Raw genomic sequence first — 19,620 nt, 5'->3', positions numbered from 1 at the left:
CAAAACAATTAAATAACGAGTTCTCAATGAATTCCTGGAGTCAGTGATGAGCGATCTATCGTCCGCAGAAAAGTCCGGCGCACCACCGGAAGTTGCAAACATGAAGAAAGTGGCCGTCGCCAGCGTCATCGGCACCACGGTGGAATGGTACGACCTGTTCGTTTTCGCCACCGCATCGGCGCTGGTCTTCAACAAAGTGTTCTTCCCGGACTTCGATCCGTTGATCGGTACATTGCTGGCATTCGGTACGTTTGCTTCGGCGTATCTGGCGCGGATTGTCGGCGCGGCCCTGTTCGGGCATTTCGGTGACCGCCTGGGACGCAAGTCGATGTTGCTGGTTTCGCTGTTGACCATGGGGGCGGCGACGTTCGCCATCGGGTTATTACCCAACTACGCAGCCATCGGAATCTGGGCGCCGATTTTGTTGTTATTGCTCAGGGTTATCCAGGGCCTGGCGCTCGGCGGCGAGTGGGGCGGGGCCGTGTTGATGGCGGTGGAACATGCGCCCGCCAACAAGCGCGGTTTGTACGGCTCCTGGGTGCAGATCGGCGTTCCCGCCGGGACCATGATTGCCAATCTGGCGTTCCTGTTGATCGCGGCGTTGATGTCCCCCGAAGACCTGTTGGCCTGGGGCTGGCGTATCCCGTTCCTGGCCAGCGTGCTGCTGATTGCCGTGGGTTTGTACATCCGCCTGAACATCGCTGAAACCCCGGCCTTCAACAAGGTCAAGGAAGCCGAGGTGCAGGTGAAAATGCCGCTGGCAGAAGTCTTCCGCAAGTACTGGAAACAGGTGGTACTGGGTGGGATCGCGACCATGTCTACCGGTGCCTCGTTCAATATCATCGTTGCCTTCGGCCTGACCTACGGCACGCAGAATCTCGGGTTCAGCCGCAGCGTGATGCTCGGCGTGGTGCTGCTGTCCTGTGCATGGTGCATCGTCATGTTGCCGGTGTTCGGTGCGCTGTCGGACCGTTTCGGACGCAAGCCGATCATCGTCACCGGCATCGTCGCTGAGGCGCTGGTCGCGTTCCCGATGTTCTGGTTGATGGACACCAAAGAGCTGCCCTTGGTGATCTTCGGCTACTTGCTGCTGATGACCGCGTTCGCTGCCAATTACGGGCCGATCGCGACCTTCCTCGCCGAGTTGTTCGGCACCCGGGTGCGCTATTCGGGGCTGTCGATCAGCTACATGTTGTCCGGCCTGCTCGGCAGTGCGGCAACGCCTATCGTCACCACGGCATTGCTGGCGGCGACCGGCAAAGGCTCGTCCGTCGCTTGGTACATGATCGGCGCGGCGCTGATTTCTTTAATAGCGCTGTTGCTGCTGACCGAGACCTTCAAGCGCGACATCAGCGAAATTCCGACGGCGGTGAACGCCGACGATCAACCCGCTCGCAAACCTTTCAAATCGGCAGCTGCCTGATCTATGGAGTTCAACCCTATGCGCAGAATTCAGTCGGCCCCGGGCTTCATCGGCCCGGTCGGCCCTTACTCTCAAGCGGTGGTCAGCGGCCATCTGGTGTTCACTGCCGGGCAGATTCCGGCCCAGAGCGGGCTCGATGACCAGCCCGCCGATTTCACCGAGCAAGTGCGGCAAACCTTGCGCAATCTAGAGGCGATTCTGATTGAAGCGGGGTCCGGTCTCAGCCACGTGATCAAGGTCAACGCCTACTTGACCGATCCCGCGCAACTGGCGCCTTTCAATGAGGTGTATCGCGAATTTCTCGGCCATGCGCCGCCAGCGCGCACCACGGTGTGCGTGGCGCTCTGGGGCGTGTCGCTGGAAATCGATTGTGTCGCCGAGCTGATCGTGAAGGAGTCGCAGCATGGATGAGTCACGGCTGATCGAACAACTGAAGGCGGTGAGCTTTCCAACCCTCGGGCACTTTCTGGAAGAGGGCTTTGCCGACTCGCAATTGCGGGCCATGGTGCCCAATGTGAAAGTGGTCGGCAGGGCGCTGACGCTGAAACTGGTGGGCGCCGATGCCATTGCCGTCAATCAGGCCCTGGCGCAGATACAACCGGGCGACGTGCTGGTGATCGACACCGATGGCGATTGGCAACATGCCCCGGTCGGCGCGGTGACCAGTTGCGCCGCAAGCTGCGCCGGTGCGGCGGGCATCGTGGTGGACGGTGCGGTCACCGATCTGCTGGAACTGCGTGAAGCCGGGCTGCCGGTGTTCGCTCGCGGCACCAGCTTGCTGACCACCAAACTGCATGGCCGAGGCGACAGCGAAATTAATCGGCCGATTCACTGCGCCGGCGTCACGGTGAACCCCGGCGATCTGGTGCTGGCGGACGACAACGGCGTGCTGTTTCTCGACTGGTCAACGGCGGCCCGCGTCATTGAGCAAGCCTTGGCTTCCGATGCCGCCGAGCCGCGCTTGCTCGAGCGCTTGCGTGCGGGTGAGCCGGTGGCGCAGGTGTTGCGCGTTTAGGCTGTAAGGCAGCGTTGCAGGCTCTCGATGAAGATCGTCTCGGCCCGGCTCATGCGCTGCTCGCGGTTCCACAGCAAATGAATGTCCACATCGGCGATCCCTTCGTGGGGCGGCAGGCGCCAGAGCAATCCGGCGTCGACGTCCGCCGCTACCACGTGCTCGGGCAAACAGCCGATGCCGAACCCGGCGATCACCAGTCGCCGGACTTCTTCCAGGCTCGGTGACGAGGCGACGATCCGGCCGCTGAAGCCTTGCTGATCGCGGAAAATCGTCAGCGGCGAAAGCATGCCGCCGATCTGATCGCTGGTGAAACTGACGAAATTCTCCCGCTGCAAATCCCCTTCGACCACGTTCTGCCGGCCGAACATCGCGTGGTGTTTGCCGCAGAAAAACGCATAGCGTTGACGCAGGAACAACCGCTGTTCCAGGCGCGGTTGCGGGCGGCGATTGAGGCTCAGGCCCAGGGTCGCAGTCTTTTCCTGCAAGGCGCTGACGATGTCGGAACTACGCATCACGTCGACTTCCAGGTCGACGCGCGGGTGCTGGCGATGAAAGTCGGCGAGGAAGTCGTCAAAGCGCTCCGAGTAGATCCGGCTGATGATCAGCAATCGCACTTTGCCGATCACTTCGTCGGCCGGTTGCTCCAGCACGCTGCTGACCTGGGACATCTGCCCGTAGATTTCCCCGGCCAGTTCGAAGATCTGCTCGCCGACCTCGGTCAGGGCAAAACGTGGCCCGCGACGGGCGATCAATTGCCGACCCAGTTGCTCTTCCAGACGCTTCAATGCCTGGCTCACCGCCGGTTGCGTCAGGTGCAGGCGGGCGGCGGCGCGACTGATGCTCAACTCCTGACCGATCACCCGAAAGGTGCGCAGCAGGTTCCAGTCCAGACGGTCATTGAGCAGGCGTTGTACGTCGCGTTCGGCCATGGTGTCTCTCGATTATAAGCTGGCGTAATAGTCCGCATAATAAATAGAAAATTGACTAATCATAGCCCCGGGACGATAAATCATCCCCAGACAGGCGCCGCCAGAGTGCCTTGATTGAACCGATTCTCTCCTGCCAAAAAAACAATCAAAGGAGCCCGACCCATGAAGCCTCAAGCTTCTGCTCAGCCGCGCCGTGCGGCAGCCGCCGCCTTTATCGGCACCATGATCGAGTGGTACGACTTTTACATTTACGCGACCGCCGCCGCCCTGGTGTTCGGTGCGCTGTTTTTCCCCTCCGACGACAAACTGTTCAGCACCATGGCCGCGTTCGGCACCTTCGCCGTCGGCTTCTTTGCGCGGCCGTTGGGCGGGATCATCTTCGGCCATATCGGCGACCGGATCGGCCGCAAGAAGTCGCTGATCATCACCTTGCTGATGATGGGTGTGGTCACGGTCTGCATCGGCTTGCTGCCGACCTACGCACAAATCGGTGCCGCGGCACCGGTGCTGCTGATTCTGCTGCGTATCGTCCAGGGCATCGCCGTCGGTGGCGAGTGGGGCGGGGCGGTGTTGATGGCCGGCGAACATGCGCCGAAAGGTCGACGCAATTTCTTCGCTTCCTTCGCGCAACTGGGCAGCCCGGCCGGCTTGATCCTGTCGCTGCTGGCGTTCAGCGCGGTCACCCGTTTGCCGGAAGAAGACCTGATGAGCTGGGGCTGGCGTCTGCCGTTCCTCGCCAGTTCGTTGTTGTTGCTGGTGGGCCTGGCGATCCGTCTGGGCGTGAATGAATCGCCGGAATTCCTCGCCAGTCGTGAACTGGCCAGCAAGAGCACCCGCAATGAGCAGGCGCCGGTCATGGAAGTCCTGCGCACCGCGTGGCGTCCATTGCTGCTGTGCATCGGCGCCAACACCCTCGGGATTGCCGGGGTGTATTTCACCAACACCTTCATGATTGCCTACACCACCCAGCAACTCGAACTGCCGCGCTCGCTGATCCTCGAGTGTCTGTTTGTGGTGGCGATCATTCAGTTCTGCATCCAGCCGCTGGCGGCATGGGTGGCCGAGAAAATCGGCGCGACGCGATTCTTGTGCCTGGTGTCCTTGTTGGCGATGGCCTCGCCGTACCCGATGTTCGTCTTGGTCAGCTCGGCCCAAGCGTCGCTGATCATCCTCGGCATCGCCCTGGCGGTGGTGTGCATGGCGTCGTTCTACGCGGTGATCGCCGGTTACGTCAGCGGCATGTTCGAGACCCGCGTGCGCTACACCGCGATCTCGTTGGCCTATCAGATTTGCGGTGCCCTGGCCGGTGGCCTGACGCCGCTGATCGGCACGCTGCTGGCGCACAAGTTCGCCGGCCAATGGTGGCCGATGGCGGTGTTCTACAGCCTGATCGCCGCGACTTCGCTGATCTGTGTCTTGTCCCTTGCCCGTCGGCATGCCAGCGCTGAACGCGTCGAGCTAGCCACCCTTTGAACCTGTAGGAGCCGGCTTGCTGGCGATAGCGTCCGTTCGGTCAATTAATTGGGTGACTGAACCACGGCCATCGCCAGGCCGGCTCCTACAGGGGATCGTCGTTTTGAATACTTTTGGAGAACCTCATGTTGAAAATCAATGGCGAACGCCTGTGGGCGAGTCTGATGGCCATGGCCGAAATCGGCGCCACTGCCCGTGGCGGCAGCTGCCGCCTGGCCCTGAGCGATGAGGACAAGGCCGGCCGCGAACTGTTTGCCCACTGGTGCCGCGAAGCTGGCATGACCCTGAGCGTGGACGCCATCGGCAACCTGTTCGCCCGCCGTCCCGGCACCGATCCCGATGCCGCACCCGTGATGATGGGCAGCCACCTCGACACGCAGCCTGAAGGCGGGCGCTTCGATGGCGTCTACGGCGTACTCGCCGGCCTGGAGGTGGTGCGTAGCCTCAACGACCTCGGCATCCAGACCCGCAAGCCGCTGGAAGTCGCGGTGTGGACCAACGAAGAAGGCGCACGCTTCACCCCGGCCATGTTCGGCTCGGCGGTGTTCACCGGCATCATGCCGTTGGACGCGGCGCTGGCGGTGCGGGACATCGATGGCATCAGCGTCGCCGAAGCCCTGCAACGCACCGGTTGTGCGGGGGAGCGTCCGTTGGGCGGCGCGGTGGATGCCTACTTTGAAGCGCACATCGAACAGGGCCCGATCCTCGAAGACAACGCCAAAAGCATCGGAGTAGTCAGCGGTGGCCAGGCGATTCGCTGGCTCGACGTGCGGGTCGAAGGCATGGCCGCTCATGCCGGCACCACGCCGATGCCGTTGCGCAAGGACGCCTTGTACGGCGTGGCGCGGATGATTCAGGCCATCGAAGGTTTGGCCACGGATTTCGCCCCGGAAGGCCTGACCACCGTGGGCGAGTTGAGCATCAACAAATCGTCGCGCAACACCATTCCCGGCCTGGTGAATTTCACCGTCGACCTGCGCCATCACCGTGATGAAGCCATCGAGGCGATGGAGCAACAGGTCCGCGCGCGGCTTCAGGCAATTGCCGATGGCCGTGGCTTGAACCTGACCATCACCCCGCACTGGATCAGCCCGGCGACACCCTTCGATGCCGATTGCGTGGCGGCCGTGCAGCAGGCGGTGGATGCGCTGGGCTACGCTCAGCAATCGATTGTCAGCGGTGCCGGGCATGACGCGATTCACCTGGCGCGGTATTGCCCGACGGCGATGGTGTTCATCCCGTGCGTTGGCGGCTTGAGTCACAACGAAGCCGAAGACGTGTTGCCTGAGGATGTGCGTCAGGGCACCGATGTGCTGCTCAACGCCGTGCTGGCCCGCGCCGGAAGAGCTGAATAAACACAATCCCCTGTGGGAGCGAGCCTGCTCGCGATGAGGGAGTGTCAGTCGACACCATCGCTGAATGACACACCGCTATCGCGAGCAGGCTCGCTCCCACAGTTGAACGCACTCGGCTTCAAGATCTACGTTAACTGACAGGTATTTAACCCATGCGCAGTTTTTTCCACCCCGAACAATTGCTCCACCATCCACGCAGCTACTACTCCCGCGGGCAGATGCGTACGCCACAGGAAGTGCCTGAGCGTTTGCAGCGATTGGTGCAGGCTTCTCATTCCCTCGCCTTCAAAATCGAGCAACCCGTCGACACGGGACTGGCGCCATTGCTCGCGGTCCACGGCGCGGCGTATCTGGCATTTCTGCAGGAAGCGCATCAGCGCTGGAAGGAAATCCCCGAGGATTGGGGCGACGAGGTGATGTCGAACATTTTCGTGCGCGAGCCCAACGCCTTGCGCGGGATTCTCGCTCAAGCCGCCCGCTATCTGGCGGACGGCAGCTGCCCGGTGGGCGAGCAGACCTGGCGCTCGGCGTACTGGTCGGCGCAAAGCGCGATTGCCGGGGCTCAGGCGTTGCTCAATGGTGAGCCAGCCGCTTACGCGCTGTGCCGTCCACCAGGCCATCATGCCCGGGCCGAAGCGGCGGGCGGTTTCTGTTATGTGAACAATGCCGCGGTGGCAGCGCAGGTTTTGCGCGCCGGGTTCGAAAAGGTCGCGGTGCTCGACACCGACATGCACCACGGTCAGGGAATTCAGGAAATCTTCTATGACCGTGATGACGTGCTGTACGTCTCGGTGCATGGCGATCCGACCAATTTTTACCCCGGCGTTGCCGGGTTTGCCGATGAGCGCGGAGTCGGGGCGGGCGAGGGGTTTAACCTCAACTTGCCGATGGCGCATGGTTCGAGCGAGGCGGATTTCCTCGGGCAGCTCGAAGTCGCATTGACGGCGGTGAAAGACTTTGGCGCCGAGGTGCTGGTGTTGTCGCTGGGCTTCGATATTTTCGAACTGGACCCGCAGAGCAAAGTGGCGGTGACGCGGGAAGGGTTTGCGCTGCTTGGAGAGCGGATTCGCAGCCTTGGGTTGCCGTGTCTGATTGTGCAGGAGGGCGGGTATCACCTGGAGAGTCTTGAGGATAATGCCCGGGCGTTTTTTGTGAATGCCGAGGTGTGGCAGTTCTAAGATCTTCGGTGTCTGGTAGATCGCTATCGCGAGCAGGCTCGCTCCTACAATGGACCGGGTTGAACAGAATATGGGTGTTCAGCACGGACCACTGTGGGAGCGAGCCTGCTCGCGATGAACGATAACGCGGTCCAACGGATGCAACACAAGCGCCGTAAGGCACTTGCCATCGCCCTGACGTTAACGTAAAGATTGCGCCAGGGCGCTGAATTAAAAAAGCGCAAAGCGGACCGATCCGGAGCGCTTGATGACGCTAATAAAAACAACTTCTCCCAGGCTGCACCGCGAAGCCCGGCTGGCCAGGGAAAAACTCCATCTCGAGGGCGAAGTCCCTGATGGTGTGCTGCGGGCAGAAATCGATGCGTCGTGGCGGCGCAGTCTCAGCCATGGCGTGCATTTCAATGCCAAGCACGAGCTGGCGCTGGAATCGAGCGCGGGCCTCGACGTGCTGCTGTCGAGCAATCGCCTGCTGATCGACGCTGCATTGCCGGCGATCGATTACCTGGCCGAACGCCAAGGCAAGGAAGGCCTGATTATCCTGGCCAATTCCGACGCCACCATTCTCGCTGTCGAAGGACGCGCCGATCGTCTCAAGGGCAGCGGCCTGCAAGACATCACCCTTGGCGCCTGCTGGAGCGAAGCCGCTCGCGGCACCAATGCGTTGGGCACTGCACTGGTGGAAGCCCGGCCGACGATGATCGATTGCGGCGAACATTACCTCGATCGCCTGACCGATTTCTCCTGCACCTCGGTGCCGATTTACTGCCCCCAAGGAGACATCCTCGGCGTACTCGACCTGACCCGTGAAGGCCCGCTCGGTCGTGTCCACGACAGCACCGCGTTGCTGGCCATGGCCGTCAGCCAGATCGAAAGCCGCGTCTTTAACTCAAGCTATCCGGACGAAATCGTCCTCGCCTTCCACAGCCGTCGGCAATACCTCGAATCCCCTTGGCAAGGTCTGTTGGCGGTGAGCCTTGGCGGGCAGATCCTCGCGGTCAGCGCCCAGGCTTGCCAGTTGCTCCATGCCGAGCGCTCGGCGCTGGTCGGTCGACGTTGTGAAGAGTTTCTGGGGGTCGATGGTCTGCAACTTCTGTCGCGTCTGCATCAGGGCGGTGTCGGCAGTTTGCAAACCGCCAAAGGCGAGTTCTTCTACAAAACCCTGCGCGCGCCGCAGCGTTCGATCAATGTCAGTACGCCGCCGCGCAGCACAGCGAAAACCGCCAAAGCACAGCCGGATCTGGAATCCCTGGCCGGCAGCAATGTCCGTTATGCCCGAGCCTTGCGCATGGCCCGTCAAGGCCTGGCCAATGAATTGCCGGTGTTGCTGCTGGGTGAAACCGGCACCGGTAAAGAAGTCATCGCCCGCGCCCTGCACATGGCCGGTACCCGCTGCGACAAACCCTTCGTCGCCGTGAACTGCGCGGCGATCCCCGAAGGCCTGATCGAGTCGGAGCTGTTCGGCTACCGCGAAGGCGCCTTCACGGGCTCGCGTCGCGGCGGCATGATCGGTCGGCTGCAACAGGCCCATGGCGGCACCTTGTTTCTCGATGAAATCGGCGACATGCCACTGGCCTTGCAGGCCCGTCTGTTGCGGGTGTTGCAGGACCGCAAAGTGGCACCGTTAGGCGCCGGCGAAGAGCAAGACATCGACGTCGCATTGATCTGCGCCACGCACCGCGACCTCAAGCGACTGGTCGAAGAAAAACACTTCCGTGAGGACCTGTTTTATCGGGTCAACGGCATCAGCGTGATGCTCCCGGCCCTGCGCGAGCGCGAGGATTTCAGTGGTTTGGTCGCTCGTCTGCTCATCAAACTTGATGCCCCGGCGATGGTCCTGCATGACGACTTGAATCGCTTGCTCGACGGCTATCATTGGCCGGGTAACATCCGCCAACTGGAAATGGTCCTGCGCACCGCGCTGGCCATGCGCGAGCCCGGGGACGCGGTGCTCACCCTCGATCACTTGCCCGACAGCATGCTCGACGAACTGACCGCCACCGAACGCCCTGCATCGGGCAGCATTCGCGAAAACGAACTGGAGATGATTCGCCAGTCCCTGGACAGCCATCAGGGCAACGTCTCGGCCGCCGCCGACGCCCTGGGCATCAGCCGCGCGACCCTGTATCGCAAGCTCAAACAGTTGCGCTCGTGATGCAGCGCCTGATCGTTCGGCTGATCGACAGCCAGAACCCCGAAGCCCTGCAAGCGGCTTTGCGCTGGCTCTACAGCTTTGTGCGGCCCCATCGATTGGCGATTGCCGGGCTGCTCGGCCTGTCGGTTTGCGCTTCGTCGCTGGTGCTGGTGCAGCCTTGGCTGACCAAACTGCTGATCGACGATGGCTTGCTGGCGAAAAACTTTCCGATGCTGGTGCTGATAGCCGGGTTGATGATTCTTGCCGGGCTGCTGGGCACCGCGTTGTCGGGGATCAATCGCTACCTGCACACGCGGTTGTCCGGACGGATTCTGTTCTCGTTGCGCGACGATCTATATCGGCACCTGCAAACCCTGTCGCCGAGTTTCTACGGGCAGCGGCGCATCGGTGATTTGATGTCGCGCCTCGATGGCGACGTCGCAGAGATCCAGCGCTTCGCGGTGGATTCGCTGTTCTCTGCGGTATCGAGCATCGTTGGCCTGGTGGTCGCGGTGGCGATGCTGCTGACCCTGTCGTGGAAACTCTCGCTGTTGGCATTGGTGCTGATTCCCCTCGACGTACTCTGGCTGCGCTGGATGCGGCGCAAGGTCGAGCGCGATGTGCGGCAGTTGCGCGAGCGTTCGGCGGACATGTCCTCGTTCATGGTCGAGACCTTGCCGGTGATGAAATTCATCCAGTCTGCCGGCCAGCAACAACGTGAATCGCGCCGGCTGGAGACGCTCGGTCAAGGCTACATGAGCCAGTTGCTGCGCCTGCAAGTCACCGAGTTTTTCACTCAGGCGGTGCCCGGCACGCTGACGTCATTGTCCCGGGCCTGCGCGTTTTTGATTGGCGGTTATTGGGTGGTGCAGGGCACTTGGCAACTCGGCGCGCTGATCGCTTTTTCCACGTATCTGGGGATGGCGGTCGGGCCGGTTCAAAGTCTGCTCGGGCTCTATGTGGCGATTCAGCGAATGACCGTCAGCCTGGGGCGGGTAATGGAATTGCGCGGTGAAGAACCGACCGTTCTCACGCCGGTTGAACCGCAGCCGATGCCGTCCTCTGGTGAATTGCGATTTGATGACGTTCACTTCAGCCATCCCGGTCGCCCGACCACGTTGCGCGGCATCGAAGCGCGAATCCCCTATGGCTTGAAAGTCGCCCTGAGCGGCGGCTCCGGCGTCGGTAAATCGACCCTGATCGATCTGCTGCAACGTCATCACGATCCGCAGTCCGGTCGAGTGCTGCTGGGGGAGGTTGACCTGCGGGAGCTGGACCTGTTCCAGCTGCGTCGGCGGATTGCCGTGGTCAGTCAGGACATCGTGCTGTTTCGCGGCAGCCTCGCCGACAATCTCGCGTACGCAGTGCCGGACGCCAGTCGCGAAGCGATTGCCGAAGTCGCGCGGCTGGCGCAACTCGACAGCCTGATCGAGTCGTTGCCCGAAGGTCTCGACAGTCCGTTGGGCGAGCGCGGCCAGCAGCTCTCAGGTGGCCAGAAACAGCGCATCGCCATCGCCCGTGCGTTGTTGCAGGATCCGCTGATTCTGGTGCTGGACGAAGCGACCTCGGCAGTGGATGAAGCCACCGAGCGCGAAGTGATCGAGGCTATCGACCGACTGTTTTCCGGGCGTACGCGGATCCTGATCAGCCATCGACCTTCCACGCTGGCCGATGCTGATTTGCGCTTTGAATTGCTCGACGGCGTGCTCACTTCAAAAACGGTGCTGCATGAAGCCTGAGCTGCGGATCGGCGTGGTGGACAGCGGCCATTCGGCGGCGCAACGGGTGCAGGTGATTGCCGGGCGACGCTTCTCGCTGCTGGAGGATGGCCTGGCCGAAAGCGACTTGCGCGACGACCCGCTGGGCCATGGCAGCGCGGTGATCGAGGCCATCGGCCGTCGGGCGCCGGCAGCGGTGTTTTGCGTGGGGCAGGTGTTTGATCAGCGTGGCGTCACCAGCGCCTTGCAGATCGCCACCGCGATTGACTGGCTAGTGGCGCAGGACGTTCGGCTGATCAATCTGAGCCTCGGCTTGCGTCAGGATCGCAGCCTGTTGCGCGAAGCCTGCGCAGCGGCGGTGGCGCGGGGCATTTTGCTGTGCGCCTCCAGCCCGGCCCAGGGTGAGGGCGTGTTTCCGGCGAATTATCCTCAGGTGCTGCGCGTCACTGGCGATGCGCGCTGCGCCGAACATGAATGGTCGTGGCTCAACAGTGCGCAGGCCGATTTTGCGGCGTGCGTGCATGGAACCTATCCGGGGCAGTCTGGCGCGAGCCTCGGGTGTGCCGCGTTGAGCGGGCACATTGCAGGTTTCCTGGTTGCACACCCTGACGCGAGCAACGAACACGTCATCGAATGGCTGCGCGAGAACGCCCGGTATCGCGGCCCTGAACGGCGCTTCGGACCATGATTCTGATTCTTGGCGCCGGTCCCGCCGGGGCGGCGGTCGCCTTGGGTTTGCGGCGTCTCGGTTATGCGGTGACGCTGGTCAGCGAGTGGCGCCGGTTTGCGGCACTGGAAGGCGTTTCCGTGCGGGTGCTGGAGGCCTTGCGCGGAGCGGGCCTGCATCAGGCGCTGGCGGATGCGGCGTTGCCTTCCCAGCGGCAGGTATCGTGGAACGGCCAGCAACATGCGCAAAACATCGAATTTCTATTGGACCGTCCGAGCTTTGACCGAGGCTTGCGTGAAGACCTGCGCCTGGCGGGCGTCGAGCTGATCGAAGGCCGGGTGCTGAGCGTTCAGACCTCGGCGACCGGACATCGGGTTGAGATTGAAGGGCGCGAGGCACTGCTTGCGGATTTTCTGGTGGAAGCCCGTGGGCGTCAGGCCCCTGCGCTCGGCAAAGGCCTGCGCGGGCCGGAGACGGTCAGCCTGCTCAATCGCTGGCAAGGCACGCCGGGCAACACCGCCAGCGCGGTGGAAAGCCTTGAGGACGGCTGGGCCTGGATGGCGCGGCGGGCCGACGGCCAGTGTTATTGGCAATGGACGGTGGACGTGGGCAGTGCCGAGTTGCCGGGCAAGGCGAAATTGCTGGATTACTGCCGCGCGCGACGTCAGGGCTCGGCATTGGCCCGTGAGTTCTTTGGTGCCGGGCCTGAGATCGATCTTCAGCTGCATGCGCGCAGCAGCACGGCGATTTTGAGTCCGCAGGTGAGTGGTGATCGCTGGATTCGGGTCGGCGATGCCGCGATGGCGGTGGACCCGCTGTCGGGCAATGGCATTTTCCAGTCCTTATCTTCAGCGTTGCAGGCGCCCACGGTGATCAACACGTTGTTGCGTAAACCGGAGCGGGCGGCGCTGGCAAAACGGTTTCATCAGCAGCGGGTGGAGCAGCTGTTTTTGCGCTTTGCGCGGATCGGCCGGGACTTTTATGCCGATGAGCAGAGGTGGATGGAGCAGCCGTTCTGGCAGGCACGGCGGCAGTGGCCGGATGCTGAAGTGGCCCATGCGGAGGCGGATTTTGCAGCGCTGAGGATTGAGCGCGCGCCGGTGTTGAAAGACGGGTTTGTCGATGAGGCGGAGGTGGTGATCACGGTGGATCAGCCGCTGGGGATCTGGCATGTGCAAGGGGTTGAGCTGGCGCCGTTGGTGCGGCGGCTGGGCAGTGAGCCTGCGGATCAGGTTTTGGCGGGGTTGACGGTTGAGCAGGGGCGGGTGGTCAGGAGTTGGTTGTTGAGTCAGGGATATCGACCCCTCACCCTAACCCTCTCCCCAGAGGGTAGAGGGGACTGACCGAGTAGTTCTCTATAGATGTTGCGACCGAGGAAATCGAGTCGAACTCAGGCCTTGAAAACACTGAAGATCTGCTCCCTTTCCCCCTCTCCCCATTGGGGAGAGGGCTGGGGTGAGGGGTGGATTTTGAACCCACCCCAAAATCAAAAGATCGCAGGCTTCGCCAGCTCCTACAAAAGCTGATTCACAACTTGATCAACACCGACTTCAACTCGGTGTAATGCTCAATCGCCGCATACCCCATCTCCCGCCCAACCCCCGACATCTTGTACCCGCCAAACGGCAGTGCCGGGTCCAGGGCGCTGTGGCAATTGACCCACACCGACCCCGACTTGATCCGCGGAATCATCCGGTGCACCGCCGCCAGATCGTTCGACCAGATACTCGCCCCCAGCCCATAAGGACTGTCATTGGCCATGCGCAACGCATCGGCTTCGTCATCGAATGGAATCGCCACCAGCACCGGGCCGAAGATCTCCTCCTGCACCAGCGAGTGCTTCTGATCGACATCGACAATCACCGTCGGCTTGACGAAGAACCCCGGCCCGAACTGCTCACCACCGCAGGCGATGGTCGCGCCACTTTCCCGGCCCTTTTCGATGTAGCCATAGACCCGTTCCTGCTGCCGCGCCGAGATTAGCGGCCCCATCTCGACGCTCGGGTCCAGCCCGTTGCCGAGTTTCATGGCGTTCGCGATGTCGGCAATGTCCGCCACCACATTGTCGAAATGCTTGCGCTGCACATACAGCCGAGACCCTGCGCAGCACACCTGGCCCTGATTGAAGAAAATCGCGCTGGCGGCGCCGGCAGCAGCAGATTTCAGGTCGGCGTCGGCCATGACGATGGTCGGCGATTTACCGCCGAGTTCCAGAGTGACCCGGGTCATGGACTCCATGGCGATCTTGCCGATTTGCTTACCCACGGCGGTGGAGCCGGTGAAGGTCAGCTTGTCGACCAACGGGTTGTGGGTCAGCGCCGAGCCTGCGGTGATACCGGTGCCGGTGACCACGTTGAACACGCCCTCGGGATAACCGGCTTCCAGCACCAGTTCGGCGAGTTTCAGCGCGGTCAGCGGGGTTTCGTCGGCGGGCTTGAGCACCACGGTGCAACCGGTGGCCAGGGCCGGGCCGAGTTTCCAGCAGGCCAGCAGCAGCGGGAAGTTCCAGGCGACGATGGCGCCGACCACGCCCACTGCTTCGCGGCGGATGAAACTGTGGAACTGATCGTTGGGCATCAGCGGCAACGACACTTCAACGCTGGAGCCCTCGATCTTGGTCGCCCAACCGGCCATGTAGTGCAGGAAATCGATGGACAGCTGTACGTCCATGACTTGGGCCACGGCCGCGCTTTTGCCGTTGTTCAGGCATTCCAGTTGCGCCAGCAGTTCGGCATCGCGTTGCATCAGGTCGGCGAGTTTCCACAGCAGGTTCTGCCGCTCCCGTGGGCGGGTGCGGGTCCAGGCGGAATCATCAAAGGCCTGACGGGCGGCGAGCACGGCGCGGTCGACATCCTCGGGCGTGGCCCGTGGCACCACGCACAGCACTTCGCCGGTGGCCGGGTTGTGCAGGGGCATGGTCTGGCCATCGGCGGCCTCGACCCAGTCGCCGCCGATCAGCATGCGCGGGGCGCGCTGGATGAATGCGGAAGTGGCGGGAAGCAAATAGGGGAGGGGCATGGCGAGACCTCTTGTTGTTCGTGAGAACGAGGCTTTCGCAATGGCTGTGCCAAGTGTCGGGAAAGGCAGGTTTGCCCTTGGTTGGCGGGGTTTCGCGGCAACTGAGTGAACCGCGGACGCTGTGCGGCTGTTGCAAATTGCGACAACTATGAGACGACGAGCGACCTGTTGCGACCTTGAGACACCCACTATTGGGGACTAGAATTTTCTGGCTCGGTGGATGAAGTGATGGACCGTTCATCCGGCCACCCCATCTGGCGTAAGGGAGGTAACGATGTTCCTTTCAACCCTGGAAATTCAAAATATCATTGAGCACAGCATGCTGCCGGCTGTGTGCACATGCAGCGTGGAGGCAGATCAGTCCATGACCATTCGGGTCTGCGATTGCTTCACTGGCAAAGTGGATCTGGTGGCGACCCATGTGCCGCTGTGGACGCTGGACAGCCCCCACGCAATCGCCACGCTGGTGGCGGACATGCGGCAAGAGATCGATGCGCACAAAGGCGTTCTCCCGACCTTTCACAGCTGAGCTGACGTTACGCCGCACCACCCTTGTGGTGCGGCCCACGCCAGGTGTTCAGGATGGAATCTTCCGTAAAATCTCTTCAAACGTGTCGCCATCTACGGCAGCCAACAGCTTTTTGTCATCTTTGAGCGTCGCCAGGAAGGTCACTTCGGTTTCCTTGCCGGCCAACATGAAGCCCGCAATCGCGCCGATAGGACCCAGGAACATCGCGCCCGCCACGCCGAAGCCGATGGCGTCCTTGATGTTGTTGATCGACTCCTGGTTGGCGACTTCCACACGCTTGAACGATGAGAGCGGGAGGGTGATGCCGGGCCACGGGTGAAGCGACGTTCTAAGGGTAAAAACGCCGTCTCTGTACTCTCCATCACCCTGCAGAAAGTCCCCCGCCAGGACAGTGATGCTTGCCATTTTCTTATCCCCTGGTGGCAATCGGTGAACCACCATTTCGCGCCCGCCCGCATCGGTCGTCAATCATCGGGCGATGAACTGTTCGTGCCGGTGCATCTATGCTTGTCTCAGGTTGCAACACCTGTCGCGATATTAGACGCAGGCGAACCCCTGCAGACGCGATTTGCAGGTCTTGTCTTCACGTAACTGCTTGATAAAAAAGGGCATCGGCAAGCTGGCACGCTCCGTGTATTGCTCATCGCAGACGTTTCTCTTGCCTCCGTCAGCGGTGCGCCGCTGGCGGCAGAAACCATAAAAACGATAAGCCACAAAAATAAGAAAGCACCGTGCGAGGTTCGACGTTGATGAAGAGAAGACTCCGATCAGGCCTGAGCGCCAGTCTGCTGGCCGTGGCCGCGTGTGTGGCGCTGCATTCGCCTGATAGCCTGGCAGCCCGCGACGCCCAGACCATCCTCAAGGAAACCTGCCAGGGCTGTCACACCCCCGAAGCCGATAACGCCCTGAGCCGTATCAGCCACCAGCGCAAAACCCCCGAAGGCTGGCTGATGAGCATCGCCCGGATGCAGACCATGCACGGCTTGCAGATCAGCGATGACGACCGCCGCACCCTGGTCAAATACCTGGCCGACACTCAAGGCCTGGCCCCAAGCGAGACCGATGGCGTACGTTATGCGCTGGAGCGTCGACTCAATACCGTCGAGAAGTTCGACGACCAGACCAGCCAGATGTGCGGTCGCTGCCACTCCGGTGCGCGGGTCGCCCTGCAACGGCGTCCGGCCCAGGAATGGGAACGCTTGGTGAACTTCCACCTCGGCCAATGGCCGTCCCTGGAATACCAGGCCCTGTCTCGCGATCGTGACTGGTTCGACCTGGCTCGCAAGGACATGGTGCCGCTGTTGGCCAAGCGTTATCCGCTGGACAACCCGGCCTGGAAAAAATGGCTGAGCAGCGCGCCGAAAGCCGAAGCGCTGGTGGGCGACTGGAGCTTCAGCGGCCATTTGCCGGGTAAAGGCGAACTGGCCGGGGTGATGAGCGTCACGGCCGATGGCAGCGACACGTTCAAGGTCAGTGTCAAAGGCCAATACGCCGACGGCAGCCCGTTCAATGGCGACGGCAGCGCAATTCTCTACACCGGCTACGAATGGCGCGGCAACGTCACCATCGACGGTGTGACCATGCGCCAGGTGTTCGCCGCCCAAGGCAATGCGATGCAGGGCCGGATGTTCGAGGCCGAGCATGACGAACGCGGGCTGGACTTCGTCGCCGCCAAGCAGGGCAGCAGCCGTTTGCTGGCCGTTCAACCGGGTTACCTGAAGGCCGGCGCCGAGACCGAAGTCACCCTGATCGGCAGTGGTCTCACCGGTAAACCGAACTTCGGCAAAGGCGTGGAAGTGGTCGAAGTCGTCGAGCAAAGCCCAGAGCGTATGCGCGTCAAGCTCAAGGCAGCCGCCAATGCCCAACCGGGCCTGCGCAATGTCACTGTCGGCACGCTGAAAGGCCCGACCCTGTCGGTCTACAACAAGATCAACGAAGTCAAAGTCGTGCCCGAATTCTCGGTGGCCCGCGTCGGTGACGGCGGTGGTTCGACGCCGAAAGTCCAGGGCCGTTTCGACGCTGAAGCCTGGGGCAAGGGCGCGGATGGCAAGCCGTATCGCATCGGCGTGTTCCCGGCGCAATGGTCGGTCGAAGCCTTCGACGACCGCGCCAAGGAAGACGAAGACGTCAAGTTCGCCGGCACCATGCAGGCCGACAGCGGCGTGTTCACACCGGGCGATGCGGGGCCGAACCCGCAACGCAAAATGTCCACCAACAATGCCGGCAACCTGAAGGTGATCGCGGCGGTCGACGACGCAGGGAAATCCCTGACCGGCGAAGGCCACATGATCGTCACTGTGCAACGCTGGAACAATCCACCCATTCCATGAGTTGGCTGAAACCTCAGGCTTCAGACACTTTTTCGGAATGACCGCAGGCCCCGACAAACGGGGTTTGCACAGGAGGTTGCAATGGGCGCTATTTTGAATCTGGTTGAGCGGAACCTGCACGAAGTGCACGTCGATGCCGACCGCATGCTGTTTCACATCCCTAGCAGTTCGCTGTTCGCCAGCGATGAACTGACGGGCACCATCATCGATACCTTGCGCGGTCCCGGCTGTTCGTCGGAGGACTTGATCCAGCGCCTGGCTTCGCGTTTCAACGGCGAGGAAATCACCGAGACTTTGCGTGAGCTGATGTCCCTGGAACTGGTCAGCGACGGCTCGCCGCTGACCCCGGACATCGGCACCAAACGGGTCGAGCGCACGGCGATCAACACTGTGGTGCTCAACGTTAACACTGGCTGCAATTTGAGCTGCACCTACTGCTACAAGGAAGACCTGGACAAGCCGTCGGCCGGCAAGAAAATGGACGTCGAAACGGCGGTCGCGTCGGTGGAAATGCTGCTGCGCGAATCCCCGGATGAAGAGCGTTTCACCGTGGTGTTTTTCGGTGGCGAGCCACTGAGCAATCGCAAGCTCATCGAGTACATGGTCGACTATTGCGAGAAGCGTTTTCGCGAAGCCGGCAAGTTCGTCGAGTTCGTCATGACCACCAACGCCACGCTGCTCACCGAAGAGACTGTGGATTACCTCAATGCCCACCGTTTCGGGCTCTCGGTGAGTATCGACGGACCGAAAACCGTGCACGACCGCAACCGCATCACCGTGGGCGGGCAGGGCACGTACGACGTGGTGCGGCGCAAGGCCGAGATGTTGCTGTCGCGCTATAACAGTCGTCCGGTCGGCGCTCGGGTCACGCTGACAACCGGCGTCACCGACGTCGAAACCATCTGGGATCACCTGTTCAACGAACTGGGTTTTGCCGAAGTCGGCTTTGCCCCGGTGACCTCCGGCGACATCAGCACCTTCAACCTGTCCAGCGACGAACTGATCGAAGTCTTCGCCAACATGAAGAAGCTCGGTCGGCGTTATCTGGAGGCTGCGCTGGAACACCGCAATATCGGTTTCTCCAACCTGCACCAGCTGATCACCGACATCCACGAAGGCCACAAAAAAGCCCTGCCATGCGGTGCGGGCCTGAAGATGCTGGCGGTGGATCACAAGGGCGAACTGAACCTGTGCCACCGCTTTACCGGTTCAAGTCTGCCGACCTTCGGCAACGTCCACAGCGGCGTGAAACAGGTGGAGTTGAACGACTTCCTGTCCCAGCGCCTGGACCGTACCAACACCGGTTGCGAAGACTGCCAGATCCGCAACCTCTGCTCCGGCGGCTGTTACCACGAGAGCTATGCCCGTTACGGCGACCCGACCCACCCGACCTATCACTACTGCGAACTGATGCGTGACTGGGTCGACTTCGGCATCGAGGTCTACACCCGGATCATGGCCCACAACCCTGCGTTTATCAGCAGCTACATCACTCCGCGCAAGGCTCACTGATATGAAACATCTCAAGGCAATCAATAACAAAGCGTTGAAACTCGATGAAGCCGCGGCCGAAAACCGTATCGAAGAAGTGGTGGCGATGAGCTCTGTTGCGGGCTGCGCCTCGACCACCGACCCGGGTTGGGAGATCGATGCGTTTGGCGGGGTGTCGTCGCTGTGCCAGCCGATGGAAGCCGACCTTTACGGCTGCTCCGACCCTTGCTGGTGGCCGGCCCAGGTGCCGGACATGATGAGCACCTACCCGGACTGGAACAAGGATGCCCAGGCGTCCAACGACAACTGGCGCAACCTTGGCACTGTCTTCCCTAAAGACAAGTGATCGGACAGAGAAGAAGG

At 61.7% G+C, this 19,620-nt stretch carries 17 protein-coding genes; 14 read left to right on the top strand and 3 right to left on the bottom strand.

The window, feature by feature from the left end; all coding sequences use genetic code 11:
- Positions 1-46 precede the first annotated feature (46 nt).
- The 3 genes from ACRC4F_RS20885 to ACRC4F_RS20875 are packed head-to-tail and all read left to right on the top strand — an operon-like array spanning position 47 to position 2,438.
- Complete coding sequence (locus ACRC4F_RS20885; RefSeq protein ID WP_438661048.1) at positions 47-1,423, top strand: MFS transporter; 1,377 nt, start codon at positions 47-49, stop codon at positions 1,421-1,423.
- An 18-nt stretch (positions 1,424-1,441) separates the two neighbouring features.
- Positions 1,442-1,834, top strand: a complete 393-nt coding sequence (locus tag ACRC4F_RS20880) for a RidA family protein (RefSeq protein WP_438661047.1) — start codon at positions 1,442-1,444, stop codon at positions 1,832-1,834.
- The gene (locus tag ACRC4F_RS20875; protein ID WP_438661046.1) at positions 1,827-2,438 is read left to right on the top strand and encodes an RraA family protein; all 612 of its coding nucleotides are present in this window, start codon (positions 1,827-1,829) and stop codon (positions 2,436-2,438) included. The genes ACRC4F_RS20880 and ACRC4F_RS20875 overlap by 8 nt, the downstream gene beginning before the upstream one ends.
- On the opposite strand, the gene ACRC4F_RS20870 is transcribed toward ACRC4F_RS20875, so the two are convergent.
- Positions 2,435-3,367, bottom strand: coding sequence for a LysR family transcriptional regulator (locus ACRC4F_RS20870; RefSeq protein WP_438661045.1), 933 nt, complete (start codon positions 3,365-3,367; stop codon positions 2,435-2,437). The genes ACRC4F_RS20875 and ACRC4F_RS20870 overlap by 4 nt on opposite strands.
- Before the next feature lie 162 nt (positions 3,368-3,529).
- Between ACRC4F_RS20870 and ACRC4F_RS20865 the strand changes: the two genes are divergently transcribed.
- From ACRC4F_RS20865 to qhpG, 7 genes are all read left to right on the top strand, one after another.
- The gene (locus ACRC4F_RS20865) at positions 3,530-4,840 is read left to right on the top strand and encodes an MFS transporter (protein WP_438661044.1); all 1,311 of its coding nucleotides are present in this window, start codon (positions 3,530-3,532) and stop codon (positions 4,838-4,840) included.
- 125 nt (positions 4,841-4,965) lie between these two features.
- On the top strand, positions 4,966-6,195 hold the full coding sequence (locus tag ACRC4F_RS20860; protein ID WP_438661043.1) for a Zn-dependent hydrolase: 1,230 nt from the start codon (positions 4,966-4,968) through the stop codon (positions 6,193-6,195).
- Between the two features lie 152 nt (positions 6,196-6,347).
- Entirely contained in the window at positions 6,348-7,373 is a 1,026-nt protein-coding gene (locus tag ACRC4F_RS20855) for a histone deacetylase family protein (protein WP_438661042.1), read from the top strand.
- Positions 7,374-7,620: 247 nt separating this feature from the next.
- Positions 7,621-9,525, top strand: a complete 1,905-nt coding sequence (locus ACRC4F_RS20850; protein WP_438661041.1) for a sigma-54-dependent Fis family transcriptional regulator — start codon at positions 7,621-7,623, stop codon at positions 9,523-9,525.
- Positions 9,525-11,243, top strand: coding sequence for an ABC transporter ATP-binding protein (locus tag ACRC4F_RS20845; protein WP_438661040.1), 1,719 nt, complete (start codon positions 9,525-9,527; stop codon positions 11,241-11,243). Before ACRC4F_RS20850 ends, ACRC4F_RS20845 begins: the two co-directional genes overlap by 1 nt.
- Entirely contained in the window at positions 11,233-11,910 is a 678-nt protein-coding gene (qhpE, locus tag ACRC4F_RS20840) for a subtilisin-like serine protease QhpE (RefSeq protein ID WP_438661039.1), read from the top strand. The genes ACRC4F_RS20845 and qhpE overlap by 11 nt, the downstream gene beginning before the upstream one ends.
- Positions 11,907-13,232, top strand: a complete 1,326-nt coding sequence (gene qhpG, locus ACRC4F_RS20835; protein ID WP_438661038.1) for a flavin-dependent monooxygenase QhpG — start codon at positions 11,907-11,909, stop codon at positions 13,230-13,232. Before qhpE ends, qhpG begins: the two co-directional genes overlap by 4 nt.
- A 184-nt stretch (positions 13,233-13,416) precedes the next feature.
- Here the strand turns inward: qhpG and ACRC4F_RS20830 are convergent, their stop codons facing one another.
- Positions 13,417-14,907 (bottom strand): aldehyde dehydrogenase family protein, encoded by a 1,491-nt coding sequence (locus ACRC4F_RS20830; RefSeq protein ID WP_438661037.1) that lies wholly within the window; start codon positions 14,905-14,907, stop codon positions 13,417-13,419.
- A 274-nt stretch (positions 14,908-15,181) separates the two neighbouring features.
- Here ACRC4F_RS20830 and ACRC4F_RS20825 point away from each other — a divergent pair, with 274 nt between their 5' ends.
- Positions 15,182-15,436: a DUF1652 domain-containing protein gene (locus ACRC4F_RS20825; RefSeq protein WP_438661036.1), complete on the top strand. Its 255-nt coding sequence runs from the start codon at positions 15,182-15,184 to the stop codon at positions 15,434-15,436.
- A 48-nt stretch (positions 15,437-15,484) separates the two neighbouring features.
- Here ACRC4F_RS20825 and ACRC4F_RS20820 read toward each other — a convergent pair whose 3' ends face one another.
- On the bottom strand, positions 15,485-15,841 hold the full coding sequence (locus ACRC4F_RS20820) for a hypothetical protein (RefSeq protein WP_438661035.1): 357 nt from the start codon (positions 15,839-15,841) through the stop codon (positions 15,485-15,487).
- Between the two features lie 344 nt (positions 15,842-16,185).
- Between ACRC4F_RS20820 and peaA the strand changes: the two genes are divergently transcribed.
- The 3 genes from peaA (at position 16,186) to qhpC (ending at position 19,603) form a co-directional block, all read left to right on the top strand.
- Positions 16,186-17,766, top strand: coding sequence for a quinohemoprotein amine dehydrogenase subunit alpha (gene peaA / locus ACRC4F_RS20815; RefSeq protein WP_438661034.1), 1,581 nt, complete (start codon positions 16,186-16,188; stop codon positions 17,764-17,766).
- Positions 17,767-17,847: 81 nt separating this feature from the next.
- Positions 17,848-19,278, top strand: a complete 1,431-nt coding sequence (gene peaB / locus ACRC4F_RS20810; protein WP_008145337.1) for a quinohemoprotein amine dehydrogenase maturation protein — start codon at positions 17,848-17,850, stop codon at positions 19,276-19,278.
- Position 19,279: 1 nt separating this feature from the next.
- Positions 19,280-19,603 (top strand): quinohemoprotein amine dehydrogenase subunit gamma, encoded by a 324-nt coding sequence (gene qhpC / locus ACRC4F_RS20805; RefSeq protein WP_008027961.1) that lies wholly within the window; start codon positions 19,280-19,282, stop codon positions 19,601-19,603.
- Positions 19,604-19,620: the final 17 nt, after the last annotated feature.

Origin of the sequence: Pseudomonas sp. (assembly GCF_051660785.1) — a bacterium.
Taxonomy (GTDB): domain Bacteria; phylum Pseudomonadota; class Gammaproteobacteria; order Pseudomonadales; family Pseudomonadaceae; genus Aquipseudomonas.
The sequence above is the reverse complement of the archived record's forward strand: the minus strand, read 5'-3'. Positions and strand labels throughout refer to the sequence as shown.

Bases quoted from the DNA above. Each gene is read 5' to 3' on its own strand.
- ACRC4F_RS20885 (WP_438661048.1), top strand. From the start codon at position 47: ATGAGCGATCTATCGTCCGCAGAAAAGTCCGGCGCACCACCGGAAGTT.
- ACRC4F_RS20880 (WP_438661047.1), top strand. From the start codon at position 1,442: ATGCGCAGAATTCAGTCGGCCCCGGGCTTCATCGGCCCGGTCGGCCCT.
- ACRC4F_RS20875 (WP_438661046.1), top strand. From the start codon at position 1,827: ATGGATGAGTCACGGCTGATCGAACAACTGAAGGCGGTGAGCTTTCCA.
- ACRC4F_RS20870 (WP_438661045.1), bottom strand. From the start codon at position 3,367: ATGGCCGAACGCGACGTACAACGCCTGCTCAATGACCGTCTGGACTGG.
- ACRC4F_RS20865 (WP_438661044.1), top strand. From the start codon at position 3,530: ATGAAGCCTCAAGCTTCTGCTCAGCCGCGCCGTGCGGCAGCCGCCGCC.
- ACRC4F_RS20860 (WP_438661043.1), top strand. From the start codon at position 4,966: ATGTTGAAAATCAATGGCGAACGCCTGTGGGCGAGTCTGATGGCCATG.
- ACRC4F_RS20855 (WP_438661042.1), top strand. From the start codon at position 6,348: ATGCGCAGTTTTTTCCACCCCGAACAATTGCTCCACCATCCACGCAGC.
- ACRC4F_RS20850 (WP_438661041.1), top strand. From the start codon at position 7,621: ATGACGCTAATAAAAACAACTTCTCCCAGGCTGCACCGCGAAGCCCGG.
- ACRC4F_RS20845 (WP_438661040.1), top strand. From the start codon at position 9,525: ATGCAGCGCCTGATCGTTCGGCTGATCGACAGCCAGAACCCCGAAGCC.
- qhpE (WP_438661039.1), top strand. From the start codon at position 11,233: ATGAAGCCTGAGCTGCGGATCGGCGTGGTGGACAGCGGCCATTCGGCG.
- qhpG (WP_438661038.1), top strand. From the start codon at position 11,907: ATGATTCTGATTCTTGGCGCCGGTCCCGCCGGGGCGGCGGTCGCCTTG.
- ACRC4F_RS20830 (WP_438661037.1), bottom strand. From the start codon at position 14,907: ATGCCCCTCCCCTATTTGCTTCCCGCCACTTCCGCATTCATCCAGCGC.
- ACRC4F_RS20825 (WP_438661036.1), top strand. From the start codon at position 15,182: ATGTTCCTTTCAACCCTGGAAATTCAAAATATCATTGAGCACAGCATG.
- ACRC4F_RS20820 (WP_438661035.1), bottom strand. From the start codon at position 15,841: ATGGCAAGCATCACTGTCCTGGCGGGGGACTTTCTGCAGGGTGATGGA.
- peaA (WP_438661034.1), top strand. From the start codon at position 16,186: ATGAAGAGAAGACTCCGATCAGGCCTGAGCGCCAGTCTGCTGGCCGTG.
- peaB (WP_008145337.1), top strand. From the start codon at position 17,848: ATGGGCGCTATTTTGAATCTGGTTGAGCGGAACCTGCACGAAGTGCAC.
- qhpC (WP_008027961.1), top strand. From the start codon at position 19,280: ATGAAACATCTCAAGGCAATCAATAACAAAGCGTTGAAACTCGATGAA.